The sequence below is a fragment of the Tepidimonas sp. HKU77 genome (genome assembly GCF_049728535.1).
GTDB lineage: Bacteria > Pseudomonadota > Gammaproteobacteria > Burkholderiales > Burkholderiaceae_C > Tepidimonas.
Map to the genome: position 1 here is coordinate 1,397,501 of NZ_CP187300.1, position 15,728 is coordinate 1,413,228.

General features: G+C 64.6%; 11 protein-coding genes, 2 rRNA genes and 1 pseudogene (1 of these 14 cut by a window edge). 8 read left to right on the top strand and 6 right to left on the bottom strand.

Annotated elements, in window-relative coordinates:
- The 8 genes and pseudogenes from ACPP3B_RS06710 to ACPP3B_RS06745 form a co-directional block, all read left to right on the top strand.
- Positions 1–781, top strand: a 23S ribosomal RNA gene (locus ACPP3B_RS06710); it begins 2,099 nt to the left of the window's first position.
- A 263-nt stretch (positions 782–1,044) separates the two neighbouring features.
- Positions 1,045–1,158 (top strand): 5S ribosomal RNA (gene rrf / locus ACPP3B_RS06715).
- A gap of 428 nt (positions 1,159–1,586) precedes the next feature.
- Positions 1,587–2,951 carry a group II intron reverse transcriptase/maturase gene (gene ltrA / locus ACPP3B_RS06720; protein WP_424860098.1) on the top strand — a complete coding sequence of 455 codons (1,365 nt, stop codon included), beginning with the start codon at positions 1,587–1,589 and terminating at the stop codon, positions 2,949–2,951.
- Between the two features lie 132 nt (positions 2,952–3,083).
- The gene (locus tag ACPP3B_RS06725; RefSeq protein ID WP_299020023.1) at positions 3,084–4,142 is read left to right on the top strand and encodes a homocysteine S-methyltransferase family protein; all 1,059 of its coding nucleotides are present in this window, start codon (positions 3,084–3,086) and stop codon (positions 4,140–4,142) included.
- 108 nt (positions 4,143–4,250) lie between these two features.
- Positions 4,251–4,963, top strand: a pseudogene (locus ACPP3B_RS06730) (GGDEF domain-containing protein).
- Positions 4,964–4,986: 23 nt separating this feature from the next.
- Positions 4,987–5,856, top strand: coding sequence for a MinD/ParA family protein (locus ACPP3B_RS06735; protein WP_299020025.1), 870 nt, complete (start codon positions 4,987–4,989; stop codon positions 5,854–5,856).
- Positions 5,849–7,456, top strand: coding sequence for an HDOD domain-containing protein (locus ACPP3B_RS06740; protein ID WP_424860114.1), 1,608 nt, complete (start codon positions 5,849–5,851; stop codon positions 7,454–7,456). Before ACPP3B_RS06735 ends, ACPP3B_RS06740 begins: the two co-directional genes overlap by 8 nt.
- Positions 7,457–7,551: 95 nt before the next feature.
- Positions 7,552–7,881, top strand: a complete 330-nt coding sequence (locus tag ACPP3B_RS06745) for a DUF1840 domain-containing protein (protein WP_299020017.1) — start codon at positions 7,552–7,554, stop codon at positions 7,879–7,881.
- A gap of 30 nt (positions 7,882–7,911) precedes the next feature.
- On the opposite strand, the gene ACPP3B_RS06750 is transcribed toward ACPP3B_RS06745, so the two are convergent.
- From ACPP3B_RS06750 to ACPP3B_RS06775, 6 genes are all read right to left on the bottom strand, one after another.
- Positions 7,912–8,892, bottom strand: coding sequence for a tripartite tricarboxylate transporter substrate-binding protein (locus tag ACPP3B_RS06750; protein ID WP_299020015.1), 981 nt, complete (start codon positions 8,890–8,892; stop codon positions 7,912–7,914).
- Positions 8,893–8,981: 89 nt separating this feature from the next.
- Positions 8,982–10,868, bottom strand: coding sequence for a potassium transporter Kup (locus ACPP3B_RS06755; protein WP_299020013.1), 1,887 nt, complete (start codon positions 10,866–10,868; stop codon positions 8,982–8,984).
- A gap of 110 nt (positions 10,869–10,978) precedes the next feature.
- Positions 10,979–12,244, bottom strand: coding sequence for a phenylacetate--CoA ligase family protein (locus ACPP3B_RS06760; RefSeq protein WP_424860115.1), 1,266 nt, complete (start codon positions 12,242–12,244; stop codon positions 10,979–10,981).
- Positions 12,245–12,302: 58 nt separating this feature from the next.
- Positions 12,303–13,112: an ABC transporter ATP-binding protein gene (locus ACPP3B_RS06765; RefSeq protein ID WP_299020010.1), complete on the bottom strand. Its 810-nt coding sequence runs from the start codon at positions 13,110–13,112 to the stop codon at positions 12,303–12,305.
- Between the two features lie 150 nt (positions 13,113–13,262).
- Positions 13,263–14,600 carry an ABC transporter substrate-binding protein gene (locus ACPP3B_RS06770; RefSeq protein ID WP_424860116.1) on the bottom strand — a complete coding sequence of 446 codons (1,338 nt, stop codon included), beginning with the start codon at positions 14,598–14,600 and terminating at the stop codon, positions 13,263–13,265.
- Positions 14,601–14,647: 47 nt separating this feature from the next.
- A complete protein-coding gene (locus tag ACPP3B_RS06775) occupies positions 14,648–15,724 on the bottom strand; it encodes a branched-chain amino acid ABC transporter permease (RefSeq protein WP_424860117.1) in 1,077 nt (358 codons plus the stop codon).
- Positions 15,725–15,728 lie beyond the last annotated feature (4 nt).

Consider the following 15,728-nt stretch of genomic DNA (forward strand, 5'->3'; position numbering starts at 1 on the left):
GAGGCTGTGAAGCGGTGCCGCCAGGTGCCGTGGAGCCGACGTTGAAATACCACCCTGGTGCGTTTGAGGTTCTAACCTGGGCCCCTGAATCGGGGTTGGGGACAGTGCATGGTAGGCAGTTTGACTGGGGCGGTCTCCTCCTAAAGCGTAACGGAGGAGCACGAAGGTACGCTAGGCACGGTCGGACATCGTGCTGGTAGTGCATAGGCATAAGCGTGCTTGACTGCGAGACTGACAAGTCGAGCAGGTGCGAAAGCAGGTCTAAGTGATCCGGTGGTTCTGTATGGAAGGGCCATCGCTCAACGGATAAAAGGTACTCTGGGGATAACAGGCTGATACCGCCCAAGAGTTCATATCGACGGCGGTGTTTGGCACCTCGATGTCGGCTCATCTCATCCTGGGGCTGTAGCCGGTCCCAAGGGTATGGCTGTTCGCCATTTAAAGAGGTACGTGAGCTGGGTTTAAAACGTCGTGAGACAGTTTGGTCCCTATCTTCCGTGGGCGCTGCAGATTTGAGGGAGCCTGCTCCTAGTACGAGAGGACCGGAGTGGACGCACCTCTGGTGTACCGGTTGTCACGCCAGTGGCATCGCCGGGTAGCTATGTGCGGAAGAGATAACCGCTGAAAGCATCTAAGCGGGAAACTCGTCCCAAGATGAGATCTGCCTGGGGGCTTGACCCCCCTGAAGGGTCGTCGTAGACCACGACGTTGATAGGCTGGGTGTGTAAGTGCAGCAATGCATGGAGCTAACCAGTACTAATGGCCCGTGAGGCTTGACCCTATAGCTTTGTGAGCCTGTGGCGCGCCTGCGGCGCGCTGCGACGCACGAGCGGCACGAAGACGCAAGTCGTGCAACGCTGCAACAAAGCAGTGTCTTCAACGATCGGCAACGAATGTGGGCGTGTGGCAAGAGCCGCACGACAGACGGCATCCGTCAGCCCGACGCCAATCCGACGCGAGATTCGACTCTGTGAGCACTTGCTGCTGCGGCCGCCCCAACCGTGCGGGGCCAAGCCCCATCGCAGCAGGTGAGAACCGGTTATGCCTGACGACCATAGCAAGGTGGTCCCACTCCTTCCCATCCCGAACAGGACAGTGAAACGCCTTCGCGCCGATGATAGTGCGCACCTCGCGTGTGAAAGTAGGTCATCGTCAGGCTGTTATTGCTAGCCACCCCGGCATCCCCTGCGGATGCCGGGGTTTGCTTTGTGCGCCCGGCACGGGCGCACTCTTGTGGGTGAAAGTCCCACCGTAAGTTGATCACAGCGAACGAAGCGAAGCGCAACTGCATGAGGGCGACCGAGTGTGGGGAGGAAGCGTGGAGCGAAACTGCGAGCCGATGGACAAGAACCGGATAGAAGGCGCTGCCGAGCAGGGCGAGCGGGCATGAATCCGCGAAGCTCTCGTGATCAAGGCGAAGCGGCGTAAATCCGGCGGTTGTGCAGTGAAGGAGTGCGTTCTTACCCGGGGAGATCTCGCCTTATGCCTGAAAGGGCGACGTGGTGACACGGAGCGAGAAGTCAGCAGAGGCCATAGTAGCTGCCAGTCGTGAGCGAAGGGCCGAACGAGAAGGAGTGCTTGAGACCATGTCGATGCTGGAAGCAAGGCGTCAGAAGTCTGCGCAAGCAGAGCGGGCGGGGGTAGCGCACGGTGAAGCCGGGCGGGAACCTGTCAGCGACGAAGCGGCCGGCCCGCGACGGGACACCGAGAGCACAGGGCCGGGACTGCTGCAAGCGGTTCTGGCGAGAGAGAACCTGCGGCGAGCATGGAAGAGAGTCAAAGCCAACAAAGGCGCAGCCGGCGTGGATGGGCTGGACATTGACCAGACCGCCCGCCATCTGGTGACGGCGTGGCCATTGATTCGGGAACAACTGCTGCAGGGGAGGTACCGGCCCAGTCCGGTACGACGGGTAACGATCCCGAAGCCGGACGGTGGCGAGCGCGAGCTCGGCATTCCGACGGTCACGGATCGGCTGATCCAGCAAGCACTGCTGCAAGTGCTGCAACCGCTACTTGACCCGACATTCAGCGAGTGCAGCTACGGCTTCCGGCCGGGCCGACGAGCCCACGACGCGATACTGGCGGCGCAGGGCTACATCCAGTCCGGACGGAAGATCGTGGTTGATGTCGATCTGGAGAAATTCTTTGATCGAGTCAACCACGACATCCTCATCGACCGCCTACGCAAACGCATCGACGATGCTGGAATCATTCGGCTGATACGGGCGTACCTGAACAGCGGCATCATGAGCGATGGCGTAGTGTTTGAGCGGTATCAAGGCACGCCGCAAGGTGGGCCGCTGTCGCCGCTGCTGGCGAATGTGATGCTGGACGAAGTGGATAAGGTACTGGAGAAGCACGGCCACTGCTTTGCGCGCTATGCCGACGACTGCAACGTCTATGTCCGTAGTCGGAAAGCTGGCGAACGGGTCATGGCGCTGCTGCGCAAGTGTTACGGCAAGCTGAGGCTCAAGGTCAATGAAGCCAAGAGTGCGGTGGCCAGCGTCAAGGGAAGGAAGTTCTTGGGCTACAGCTTCTGGTTTGGCAAGGAGGGCGTCAAGCGCAGGGTGGCCGACAAGCCGATGGCGACGTTCAAGCAGCGGGTGAGGCAACTGACCCGGCGCTCAGGCGGACGCAGCATGGCGGAGGTCATTGAGCGACTGAAACCTTATCTGTTGGGATGGAAAGCCTACTTTGGGCTGGCGCAAACACCGGGCGTCTGGCGATCGCTGGACGAATGGCTGCGCCACCGACTACGGGCGATCCACCTCAAGCACTGGAAGCGGGGTAGCACGATCTACCGGGAACTGCTCAACCTAGGCGCGTCCGAACACGTGGCAAAGCGGGTGGCAGGCAATTCCCGCTGCTGGTGGCGGAATAGCGCGGGCGAGCTCAACCGGGTGCTGACCATTGCCTACTTCGACAAACTTGGCGTTCCCCGTCTCTCATGACCTCAACTTCTCGAACCGCCCGGTGCGGACCCGCATGCCGGGTGGTGTGGGAGGGGCCCGGTCAGGTATCCTGACCGCCCCTATCTCGATTTGGTGTCGCGTCTTCGCGTTGCGGCACAATCGGGGACCAATATGAGGAACGTGTACACCCGGGGGCGAGAGCTGGTGGCGCTGCTCGCGCGCCGTATCGTGATCATCGACGGTGCCATGGGCACGATGATCCAGCGCTTTCGATTGGACGAAGCCCAATATCGCGGGGCGGGGCCGGGCGGACGCGACGCCGATCCGCGTTTCGAGTCTCACCCGGTTGACCTCAAGGGCAACAATGATCTGTTGAGCCTGACGCGGCCCGATGTGATCCGCCAGATCCACGAGGGGTACCTCGCCAGCGGGGCCGACATCATTGAGACGAATACGTTTGGTGCCACGGCAATCGCGCAGGCCGACTATGGGCTGGAGGCTTGGGCCTACGAGATGAATGTCGAGTCGGCGCGGCTGGCTCGCCAGGCGTGCGAGGCATATTCGTCGCCGGATCGGCCCCGCTTCGTGGCGGGCGCGCTTGGGCCCACGCCACGGACGGCCAGCATCAGTCCGGACGTTAATGACCCCGGAGCGCGCAATGTGACGTTCGATGAGCTGGAGCACGCGTACCACGAGCAGGCCTTGGGGCTGATCGAGGGGGGCGCTGACGTGCTGTTGGTCGAGACCATTTTCGACACGCTCAATGCCAAGGCAGCGTTGTTCGCGATCGAGCGCGCCTTCGACGACACCGGCGAGCGCCTGCCCATTCTGATCAGCGGGACGGTGACCGACGCGTCCGGCCGACTGCTCAGTGGGCAGACGGTGACGGCATTTTGGGCCAGCGTGCGTCACGCGCAGCCGCTTGCCGTGGGGCTCAATTGCGCGCTCGGGGCGGCGTTGATGAAGCCCTATATTCAAGAGCTGGCGCGGGTGGCGCAAGGCACGTACATCAGCTGCTATCCCAATGCCGGTCTGCCCAACCCCATGAGTGAGACGGGGTTCGATGAGACGCCCGAGGACACGTCGCGTCTGTTGCACGGCTTTGCGGCGGAGGGGCTGGTCAACATCGTTGGGGGGTGCTGCGGGACCACGCCGGACCACATCGCGGCCATTGGCGCGGCGGTGAAGCCCTGCGCGCCGCGCCGCGTGCGTTGGTGGCGAGATGAATGACGGGCCGCTCGTCGTGCCGGGGGCCTGAAGGGAGGACGCGCTATACTGCCCCAAACCCTTGCATCTCGGTTCGACGGGGTCACGGGGTCCGTTTTGGCGAGTCAGCCCATGCAGCACGACCAACTGCGACTGGATCATGCCCGTACCCTGTTGCAGCAGGCGGGGGTAGCATTGTCCGTGCCTGAGGGCGCGCCGCCCGAGGTCGAGCTGCAGGCGATCATCGATGCGTTGTGCGAACTCAGCGAGCGTGACGCCCTGACGGGGTTGCCCAACCGGCGTGCGTTTCTAGCGCGCGTGACGCAGGAGTTAGACCGGTCGGCCCGGGCGGGCGAGACCGCGTTGCTCGTGATGATCGACATCGACCACTTCAAATCGGTCAACGACCGCCATGGGCATGCCGCGGGCGATGCGGTCTTGCGCGCCGTGGCGCACGCGCTGCAATCGGCCGTGCGCCCGATGGACACCGTGGCGCGTCTGGGCGGCGAGGAGTTCGGGGTCGTGTTCCCCAATTGCGCGCCGTCGGCGGGCGCGGCGCTGGCCGAACGGTGCAGGAGAGCCCCATCGTGTTGCCCGACGGGGTGACCACGATCCATGTGACCATCAGCGCGGGCGGGGCGTATTCTCCCGCATGGGTGCGCTCCAGCGCCGAACACTGGCTGGAGCGCGCGGATCGGCAGCTCTATTTGGCCAAGCGCCAGGGGCGCAACCGTGTCCTGATCGAGCCGGTCGCCCACACCGAGGTGAGTGCGGAGGAAAAACACTTGCTGTTTGGCTGGCACGATGCGGACGGCCTTATCATCGACTCCGCCGACGCGGTTTGAATGCGAGGCGATGCCTGATGTCCATGAACACTGCCGAGACCACCTCCACGACATCCGACCCGGCCCCCGGCGGCGTCTTGTTTCGCCCGAGCAAGGGGCGGGTCATCGCCATCACGAGCGGTAAGGGGGGCGTGGGCAAGACGTTCGTCGCGGCCAACCTGGCCGCCGCGTTGGCGCGCCGAGGCTTGCGCGTGCTGGTGCTTGATGCCGATTTGGGCCTGGCCAATCTGGACGTCGTGCTCAATCTCTACCCCAAACTGACGCTACACGACGTCTTCACGGGCAAGTGCGGGCTCGACGATGCGATCGTGAAGGCGCCAGGCGGGTTTTCGGTGTTGCTCGCCGGATCCGGTATGGTGGAGTATTCGCGGTTGACGCCCGAGGTGCGTGAGGACTTTTTGCGGCTCATGGGCCAGGTCGTGCCGCGTTACGATGTCGTGCTGCTCGACACCGGCGCCGGTATTTCGGATGTTGTGTTGTTCGCCCTGTCGCTGGCCAGCGAGATCCTGCTCGTCGCCACGCCCGAGCCGACCTCGCTCACCGATGCCTACGCCACCATCAAGGTTTTGGCGACGCAGCAGCAACGCCAACTCGTGCGGCTGATCGTCAATCAGGCCGCGCGTCCGGGGGATGGACGGGCCATCACCGCGCAACTGCAGGCGGTGCTCAACCGGTTCGTCGGTGCAGCGCCGTCCGCGGGCGCGGACAAGCGCCCTGCCACCGTGCGGCTCGTGCACATGGGGGATATCCCCGCGGACAAGGCGGTCAAAGAGGCGGTGATGCGCAGGCAGCTCCTGCTGTTGCAGGCGCCGGGGTCTCCAGCTGCGCTGGCGGTGGCGCAAATCGCTGGCCGTCTGGTCGACACGGTACTGCGGGCGCACGAGCATGTTTGAGCGGCGGATGGGGGACGCCAGCACCACGCCCGCTACCTCGAGTGAAAAGCAGCGACTCGAAGCGCTGCTGGCTCATCTGCGCGGGAACGCCGAGTTTCCCGCGCTGTCGGCACAGGTCAGCCGCATCCAGGTGCTGGCAGGCGACGAGCAGGAAAACCTGCACCGCTTGGCCGAGGAGATCCTCAAGGATGTCGCGCTGACCCAAAAGCTGCTGCGTGTGGTCAACGCGGCACCGCACGTGGCCCATAGGGGTGGCGTGTCCACCGTCTCGCGTGCATTGAGCCTGATTGGCCTGGATGCGGTGCGTGGTATCGCGGCCAGCCTGGTGTTGCTCGAGCAGTGGAAAGACCGCGCTCAGTCCCAGCGCTTGCGCGAGGCCTACGCACGGGCGCTGTTGGCGGCGCAGATGGCCGCCGAGCTTTGCGGTCAAGGCCCGGAGCGGGAGGAGGTTTTCCTCGCCGGACTGTTCCAGGGGCTGGGCCGGATGTTGACAGAGTGCTTTTTTCCCGCCGAGGCACAGCGCATACGGGCCGAAGCGCAGGGTGACCCCGCGCGCGAACACGCCGCGGTGCTCAAGCATCTCGGGGTGGGATATGACGCGCTGACGCAGGCCGTTGCGCGGGACTGGGGTTTTCCCGAGGCGCTGTGTCGGGCCATGGAGCGACCGGCCGGCCCCGTCCCGCCCCGTCCCCCGCAGGATCGGGTCGAATGGGTGCGTTGGGTGGCCGCCGCCGGAACCGATTTGGCCGATGCCTGGCTGCGCGGTGCCAGCGAAGGATCGGGAGAGGGGTTCCGTCGCCTGTCCGCGCGCTATGGGCATTTGGTGAATCAGTCGTCGGAAATGGTGGCCGAGACCGCCCGGCAGGCGCGCTCGAACTATCTGGCCTTGCTCGAGGCGGTCGACTTGGCGCGCAGCTTGAGCGCACCCGAGTGGACGGCGTGGCTGCGCAGCGAGCAGACCGATCCGCTGCATCCGGTCAGCGGTACGGCGAGCCCCGCCCCCGCGACGCCCAGCACTGATGCGAACGATGACCGAGGTGGCGAGGACGACACGCGATCCCTGGATCTGCCCAGCGGTTTGCTGACGCTGGCCCAGGGACTGCAGGACGCGACCGCCGCCCTCTTGGAGGGCGCGCCCGCGCCACTGCGCGTCGAGCTGGGGCTGGAAACCTTGCACCGTGCGCTCGGCGTGCGCCGCACTTGGCTGGTGAAGCCCGGCGCCGATGGCGTGTGCCAGGCGTGCCGTTGGCTGGGCGACGGCGCCGCCAAGGTGGCTCCCTTCTACCGCGTAATGGCTTCGCGTGGCGCGTCGGCAAGCGAAGATTTACTGGCGACGCTGGGGCGGCTGCGCAAGGATACCCGTATCGAGTGCACGCCGGCGGCACATCTGGTGGCGCGTCTGCCGCAGTGGTACCGTGACCGCCTGCCACGCGATGGGGTGCTGCTCGTGTTTCCCTTGTGGCGGGGCGACGAATGGATCGGCTGGATTCACGCCGATGGGCCCGCCGCGGCCCTGCCGTCGTTCGGCGCGACCGAGTTGGCATTGTTGCGCGCCATTCGGCACCTGCTGACCGTCGCCCTCAAGGATGAGCACATCTGACCCGGGGCCCACTTAGCGCGGGGTTGCCGTGCCGTCAGAATCGTAACATGCTGGGGAGGCGCAACCCCGATCTCGATTCTCGAAAGGAGCCAACCATGCTGTACCGCTTCAAATCCAAGGCCACTGGTGACGTGGTCATGCTCGAGCCCAACGGCCGGCGGGTCCTGGAAATCCTAGGTAAGGATCCGTCGGGGCCGGGCATCATCCTGCCGGAGCAAATGCCCGCCGCCATCGAGGCGCTGCGTGCCGCAGTGGCCGCCGAAGAAGCCGAAGCCGAACGCCGGCGCCGCGAAGCCGAAGAAAAGGGCGAAGAACCCTTGGAGCCCGTCGAAGAGCGCGTGCCATTGCGCACGCGCGTCGCGCCCTTCATCGAGATGCTGCAGCACTGCCAGCGCGAAGGCAGCGAAGTGGTCTGGGGCGTTTGACCCTCGCGCGGTCCGGAAGCCCTGACTTGCTCAGTCGGCGTATTGACCGGCGGCGTCTACCACCGCTTTGATTTTCGCGATTTCGCTCGCGACGAAGGCTTTGTGGCCTTCGGGCGTGCTGCGCCGGTCGTTGCTCACGATCGCGCCTAGAGCTTTTTGTTTTTGGATGAATTCTGGGTCGCGCAAGGCGGCGCGCAGTGCTTCGTTGAGGCGTTTGAGGACGGGCTCGGGCGTGCCCTTGGGCGCATACAGGCCGTGCCAAATGGTGAGGTTGAAATCCTTGAGCCCCATCTCCTGCAGCGTGGGATAGTGTTTGAGCAGCGGGTGATCCGACAGCGGTTTGGCGGTCGTGACGGCGAAGGCCTTGATGCGGCCGGCCTCGATCTGCTGCGTGGTGTTGGTCGTCTGGTCGCACATGACATCGATCGTGCCGGCGATCAGGTCGTTCATCGCAGGGCCGGTGCCGCGGTAGGCGATGGTCGTCATCGACTTGTCGAGCTTGACCGCGTATTGCCACATCAGACCGCACAGATGCGATGCCGAGCCCAGCCCTGCATGCCCCAGGTTGAGCTTGCCCTGGTTGGCGCGAATGTAATTTTCGAAGTCACGGTACGTGTTGGCGGGCAACTGGGGCTTGCCCACCAGGGTCATGGGCACGTCGTTGATGATGCCCAGGTACTCGAAGTCCTCAAGCGGTTTATAGGGTAGTTTGCGGTATAGCGCCGGGGTCGCGGCCATGCCGATGTGCCACACCAACAGCGTGTGTCCGTCGGGTGTCGCACGCGCGACCTTGTTGGCGCCGATCGTGCCACCGGCGCCGGCGGCGTTGTCGACCACGATGGTGGCGTTGTTCAAGTGCTTGCGCATCGACTCGGCGAGCTGGCGTGCGACGGTGTCAGTGGGGCCGCCTGCCGCAAACGGCACGACGAAGGTGATGGGCTTGGAAGGGAAGTCCTGGGCAGATGCGGCAAAAACCGCGGCCGACAGGGCGAGCGCAACAAGGCGTTTCATGTTTGGTCGGCTCCAACGGAGACATGAATGACCGACGAATGGTAGCGCGTCGGCGCCACCCTGCACCATGCGGGAAACCACGAACGCGCTCAGATTTCGATTTGCGCGCCAAGTTCGACCACGCGGTTGGCGGGCAGGTGTAGAAAATCAGCGATGGATGTGGCGTTGCGGTGCATGCCTGCAAACAGCTTGTTGCGCCAGTGCATCGGCCCTTCATCGTGGCGTGGCAGCACGATCTCGCGCGACAGAAAATACGAGGTGTCCATGTCGTCCAGCGGCACCCCGTGGCTGCGCAACAGCTGAAGGGCTTGTGGTACGTCGGGATCGTTTTTGAAGCCGAAGTGCAGCACGACGCGCCAACAGTCGTGGCCCAGCGGCTGCGCCTCGACCCGCCGGTCGAAGCCGATCCACGGGACCTCGTGATGGCGCACGGTCACGAACAGGTTCGTCTCATGCAGCACCTTGTTGTGCTTGAGGTTGTGCAGCAGCGCATTGGGCGCGACGTCCGGCTCGGCATTGAGGAAGACGGCCGTGCCAGGCACGCGCAGCGGCGGGGCCGAGAAGATGCTCGCCAGGAAGGCCTCGAGCTCGATGGACTGCTCGTGCAGGCGTTGTGCCAGGCGTTCTCGGCCGCTGTGCCAGGTGGTCATCAAGGTAAACATCGCCGCGCCGATGGCCAGCGCGAACCACCCCCCACTGAGCAGCTTGACCGCATTGGCGGCGAAGAAGACGGCGTCGATGGCCAGAAACAGACCCGTGGCGCCCACGCACATCCACCATGGGTAGCGCCACGCGTAGCGCACCACGAAGAAGGTCATCAACGTCGTGATGAGCATGTCGATGGTGACGGCGATGCCGTAGGCGGATGCCAGCGCGGAACTCGACCCAAACCCCAGCACCGCACCGACGATGCCGAGGTACAGCGCCGCGTTGACGGTGGGAATGTAGATTTGGCCGGTGTCACGCACGGACGTGTGCAACAGGCGCTGGCGCGGCAGATACCCCAGTTGCACCACCTGCTTGGTGACGGAAAACGCGGCTGTGATGAGGGCTTGGGACGCGATCACCGTCGCACACGTGGCCAGCCCGATCAGCGCGGGCAGCGCCCAAGCGGGCGCCATGGCGTAAAACGGGTTTTCGACGGCATCGGGCGCGTCCAACAGCAGCGCGCCCTGACCGAAATAGTTCACCACCAGCGCGGGCATGACCAGACCGAACCATGCCAGCCGGATCGGGCGTCGGCCGAAATGCCCCAGGTCCGCGTAGAGCGCTTCTGCCCCCGTGACGCACAGCACCACCGCCCCCAAGGTCAAGAACGCCACCCACGGCTGCGACAGCACGAACTGGACGGCGTGATGCGGTGCGAGCGCTTGCAGCACCTCCGGGTGGCGGGGGATGTTGAGCAGCCCTAGAGTGGCCAACGTTGCGAACCACACCGCCATGATCGGTCCGAACAGGCGGCCGATGCGGGCCGTGCCGTGTCGCTGCAGGGCAAAGAGACCCGTCAGAACGGCCAGCGTCACCGGCACCACCACGGGCTCCAGCGCGGGGGTGAGGACCTCCAGCCCTTCGACCGCCGACAGCACGGAGATCGCAGGCGTGATGACACCATCACCGAAAAAGATGGCCGTGCCAAAAATGCCCAGCGCGAGCAGCGCGCGCTTGAGCCGCGGCCGATCCGCCACGGCGGTGGATGCCAAGGCGAGCATCGCGACCAGGCCGCCCTCGCCCTGGTTGTCCGCCCGCAGGATGAGCGTGACGTACTTGAGCGACACGACCAGGGTCAGTGTCCAGAAAACCAGGGACAGCACGCCGTAGACGTTGTCGGGCGTGACCGGCAGCCGCCCGAGGTTGAAGACCTCCTTGAGCGCGTAGAGCGGGCTGGTGCCGATGTCGCCGTAGACGACGCCCAAGGCGGCCAACGTCAACGTCGGCAACGGCGAGCGGCCAACGGGATGAGCAAGAGCAGATGCCAAGACCGGGAACGATCGTTGCGATGCCCGTATTGTGCCGTATTGTGCGCCCACGGCGCGGGGTCCATCCGGCTACTTGTTGCGTGGGGACAACGGCTCGCCTGAGCGGGCGGTCAGTCGTAGGTACGAGCGTCTTCGATCACTTTGCCATCGTTGGGCAGCGACCCACTGGCCACCAGCTCGACCGTGCCGCGCAGCTTGGTCACCTCGCGCAGCGTGGCGTGCAGGGCCTGCTCGAGCGCGGGCGAAGGTTGATCGGTCTCCGCCAGCAAGCGCATGTGGTCGTCGGCCATGCGGCCGCTGACCACCAAGCGCGCCCGACGCACTTCCGGGTGTCTGCGTACCACCTCGGCCACCTGGGCCGGGTGCACGAACATGCCCTTGACTTTGGTCGTCTGGTCGGCCCGTCCCAGCCAGCCGCGGATGCGGGTATTCGTACGCCCGGTGGGGCATGGGCCGGGCAGCACCGCCGACAGGTCGCCCGTGCCGAATCGGATCAGCGGATAGTCCAGGTTGAGCGCGGTGACCACCACCTCGCCCACTTCGCCGTCCGGCACCGGTTCGTCGGTGCCGGGGCGCACGATTTCCACGATGACACCTTCGTCGACGACCAAGCCCTCGCGCGCGGCCGTTTCGTAGGCGATGAGGCCGACGTCGGCGGTGGCGTAGGCTTGGTACGCGACCACGCCCCGCTCCGCCAGCCAGTCGCGCAGGCTGGGCGGGAAGGCCTCGCCCGAGACCAGCGCTTTGCGGATGGGCAGTGTCCGGCCTACCGCTTCGGCTTTTTCCGCCAAGATGCGCAAAAAGCTTGGCGTGCCGCAATACGCCACCGGCTGCAAGTCGAAGATGGCCGCCAGTTGCTGCTCAGTGTTGCCCACCCCACCCGGAACCACCGGGCAGCCCAGCGCCTGCGCGCCCGCCTCCATGATCCACGCCCCCGGCGTCAAGTGGTAGCTAAAGGCGTTGTGGATCAAGTCGCCGGGTTCGAAGCCGGCGGCCACCAGCGCGCGCGCGCTGCGCCAATAGTCGCTCGCGTGGCCCTCGGGTTCATAGATGGGGCCGGGCGACTGGAATACGCGTCGCACGCCGCGGGCGCGCAACAAACCGTTCCAGCCGATGGTGGCCAGCCCTCCGAAGGGATCGCCACCCTCTTGCCGCGCCGCCTGTTGGCGCTCCATCAACTCATGTTTGCGCAGCACGGGCAGGCGAGCGAGCGCGGCGCGCGTGGTGATCTGGGCAGGGTCGATCCCTGCCAGCCGTTCACGCCACGCCGTCGAGTGCGCGCACGCGTGCGCGATCAGTTTGGGCAATGCGGCGAACTGGGCGGATTCGCGCTCGGCCGGGGAACGGGTTTCGAGGGCGTCGTAATGGGCAGGCATGGTACGCAGCGTCCAAAGGTCGTCGAGGAGGGCACGGGGCCAGGGGGGGGCAGCAGGGTCAGGCCAGCCAGCGCTTGCGGCGCTTGTAGCTCTTGACCTCGCGAAAGCTCTTGCGCTCACCACCGCCCATGCCCAGGTAGAACTCTTTGACGTCTTCGTTGTTGCGCAGGTCCTCGGCCTTGCCGTCCATCACGATGCGGCCCGACTCCATGATGTAACCGTAATTGGCGTAGCGCAGCGCCATGTTGGTGTTTTGCTCCGCGATCAGGAAGGAGACTTTTTCCTTCTGATTGAGGTCCTTGACGATCTCGAAGACTTCTTCCACGATTTGCGGCGCCAGCCCCATCGAGGGCTCGTCGAGCAACACGACGCTGGGGTTGGCCATCAGGGCGCGGCCGATCGCACACATCTGTTGTTCGCCGCCCGAGGTGTAGGCGGCCTGGCTGGTGCGCCGTGTCTTCAGGCGCGGAAAGTAGGTGTAGACCTTCTCCAGGTTGGCCGCGATTTCGGCCTTGTCCTTGCGCGTGTAGGCGCCCGTGAGCAGGTTCTCCTCGATGGTGAGGTGGGCAAAGCAGTGCCGCCCCTCCATGACCTGCACCACGCCGCGTTTGACCAGTTCCGCTGGCGTGAGGTTTTCGATGCGCTCGCCGCGCAGCTCGATCGAGCCCTTGGTAACCTCGCCACGCTCGCCCTTGAGCAGGTTGGAGATGGCGCGCAGCGTCGTCGTTTTGCCCGCGCCGTTGCCCCCCAGAATGGCGGCGATCTGGCCCTCGGCGAGCTGCAATGAAACGCCCTTGAGCACCAGAATGACGTGGTTGTAGATGACCTCGATGCCGTTGACGGTGAGGACGGGTGGGGTTGTCGTCATGGCGGACCTCGATGAAATGACTGGGTGCGACGGCACCACGCGCCAGCACCGACGCGGCGGCGCTGGCGGGTGGTGACGGGAGCTGCCAACCCCGATGGGCGCTGCTCCCGTGGTGGACCCGGGGGGGGAAGTCGCGCCCCCCGAGTCGTATCAGGACTGGCAGTCCTGCGGCGTGCGGCGTTGGATCTTCTTCTCGGCCGCGTACTTGTCCGCGGCTGCGCGCACCATCGGCTTGATAATCTGCTCGTCGGCCTGGTACCAGTCACTCGTGAACTGCCACTTGGTGCCGTCCCAGGTATGGATACGCGCCCAGGCCGCGCCCATGTGGTCCTGGCAGCTGGTGGAAATCGGCCGCATCACGCCCTTGAAGCCCAGCGCGTCGAGCTTGGCCTGCGTCAGGTTGAGGTTTTCCAGACCCCAGCGCACCTGCTCGCCGGTCATGACTTTGCCCTTGCCGAAGCGCTCTTGCGCCGCGCGCACACCCTCCACGGCCAGCATCGCGCTCATCGCGCCGCGCACGTACAGCACCGATCCGACCTCTTCCTTGGGTCCCGTGCCCTGGCCCTTGCCGTGAACCTTCTCCAGGATCTCCTTGATGAACGGGGCGTTGGGTTCGGCGCCGTGTTGCATGGTGATCGCGTTGTAGCCCTTGGCTCCCATGCCAACGTCTTTGACGTCCGGCTCGGCGCCGGCCCACCACACGCCATACATCTTCTCACGCGGGTAGCCAACCGCTTGGGCTTCCTTGAGCGCGGTGGAGTTCATGACGCCCCAGCCCCACAACAGGATGTAGTCGGGGCGCTGTTGGCGAATTTGCAGCCAGGTGGATTTTTGTTCCACGCCGGGGCTAGTCACCGGCAGCAGGCTGAGCTGGAAGCCATGCATGGCGGCGCGTTCCTGCAGCAGCGGAATGGGTTCTTTGCCAAACGGGCTGTCGTGATAGACGAGCGCGATCTTCTTGCCCTTGAGGTTGGCCAGGCCACCTTCCTTCTTGCCGATGTGCTGGATGAGCACGTCGGCGGCGACCCAATAGGTGCCCGCGAGCGGGAAGTTCCATTTGAAGACGCCGCCGTCTTGCGATTCGCTGCGACCATAGCCTGCGGTGATGAGCGGGATCTTGTCGACGGGGGCCTTTTCGGTCAGTGCGAAGGTGATGCCGGTCGACAGCGGCTGGAACATTGTGGCACCGCCATTCTTACCTTTGAGGCGTTCGTAGCACTCGACGCCGCGGTCGGTGGCGTAGCCGGTCTCGCATTCTTCCCAAACGATCTTGACACCATTGATGCCACCGCGCGCGTTGGTCAGCTTGAGGTAGTCCACGAAGCCATTGGCCCAGGGCACGCCATTGGGCGCAAAGGCGCCGGTGCGGTACACCAACACGGGGAAGAATTGCTCCTTGGCCTGTGCATAGGCCGCGTTGCCCAGCAGTGCGCTGGACAGAAGGGCGGAGGCTGCCGCGGCAGCGAGGAGGGCGGAACGTGGCTTCATGGTCTGTCTCCTTGGGTGGTTGAAGCACGGGGTGGAAAAGGCATGCATCAGTGTGGGAACGGCCAGATGCGCAACTTTTGTTTGCCGATACTCCACAGTTTGGCCAAACCGTGCGGCTCGACGATCAGGAACCACACGATCAGCGCGCCAAAGATCATATGCTCGGTATGAGACACCGTTGCTGTCGAGATGGCAATCCCGAATAACCCGCCCAGCCAGGGCAGGAACTGGTTCAGAAAAATCGGCAGCAGCACGATGAAGGCAGCGCCAAAGAAGCTGCCCATGATGGAGCCCAGCCCGCCGATGATGACCATGAACAGCAGCTGGAACGAGCGGTCGATGGAGAAGGCGGCGGGCTCCCACGAGCCCAGATGCACGAAGCCCCAGAGGGCGCCGGCCACGCCGATGATGAACGAGCTGACCGCGAACGCCGACAATTTGGCATAGACCGGGCGGATGCCGATGACGGCGGCGGCCACGTCCATGTCGCGGATCGCCATCCATTCGCGCCCGATCGCGGAGCGCACCAGATTCTTGGCCAGCAGCGCAAACACCACCACGAACGTCAGGCAGAACAGGTATTTCTCCATCGGGGTGTCGATCGTCCAGCCAAGCACGCTCAGATTGGACACCGACACCGACCCCGATGGATTGTTATTCGTGAACCAGCCAATGCGCAGGAACGCCCAGTCGCAGAAAAACTGCGCTGCCAGCGTCGCCACCGCCAGATATAGGCCCTTGACGCGCAGGCTGGGGATGCCAAAAATGATGCCCACGATCGTGGCGCACAGGCCGCCGATGATCAACGCGGCGATGAGCGGCATGCCCTCGACGCGGATGAAGGCGTTGTAGGCCATGTAAGCCCCCACCGCCATGAAGGCGCCCGAGCCGAGCGAGATTTGCCCGCAGTAGCCGACCAGGATATTCACCCCGATCGCAGCCAGCGACAGGATCAGAAACGGAATCAGGATGGCACGAAAGAAGTATTCATCGGCCAGTAGTGGCACGCCGACGAACGCAAACGCCACCAGCGCCAGGATGAACCAGCGGTCCTGCGCAATCGGGAAGATCTGCTGGTCCTCCCGGTAGCTGGTCTTGAATTGGCCATTTTCACGGTAGATCATGGTG

Coding starts and splice junctions, on each gene's coding strand:
- ltrA (WP_424860098.1), top strand. CDS start 1,587: ATGTCGATGCTGGAAGCAAGGCGTCAGAAGTCTGCGCAAGCAGAGCGG.
- ACPP3B_RS06725 (WP_299020023.1), top strand. CDS start 3,084: ATGAGGAACGTGTACACCCGGGGGCGAGAGCTGGTGGCGCTGCTCGCG.
- ACPP3B_RS06735 (WP_299020025.1), top strand. CDS start 4,987: ATGAACACTGCCGAGACCACCTCCACGACATCCGACCCGGCCCCCGGC.
- ACPP3B_RS06740 (WP_424860114.1), top strand. CDS start 5,849: ATGTTTGAGCGGCGGATGGGGGACGCCAGCACCACGCCCGCTACCTCG.
- ACPP3B_RS06745 (WP_299020017.1), top strand. CDS start 7,552: ATGCTGTACCGCTTCAAATCCAAGGCCACTGGTGACGTGGTCATGCTC.
- ACPP3B_RS06750 (WP_299020015.1), bottom strand. CDS start 8,892: ATGAAACGCCTTGTTGCGCTCGCCCTGTCGGCCGCGGTTTTTGCCGCA.
- ACPP3B_RS06760 (WP_424860115.1), bottom strand. CDS start 12,244: ATGCCTGCCCATTACGACGCCCTCGAAACCCGTTCCCCGGCCGAGCGC.
- ACPP3B_RS06765 (WP_299020010.1), bottom strand. CDS start 13,112: ATGACGACAACCCCACCCGTCCTCACCGTCAACGGCATCGAGGTCATC.
- ACPP3B_RS06770 (WP_424860116.1), bottom strand. CDS start 14,600: ATGAAGCCACGTTCCGCCCTCCTCGCTGCCGCGGCAGCCTCCGCCCTT.
- ACPP3B_RS06775 (WP_424860117.1), bottom strand. CDS start 15,724: ATGATCTACCGTGAAAATGGCCAATTCAAGACCAGCTACCGGGAGGAC.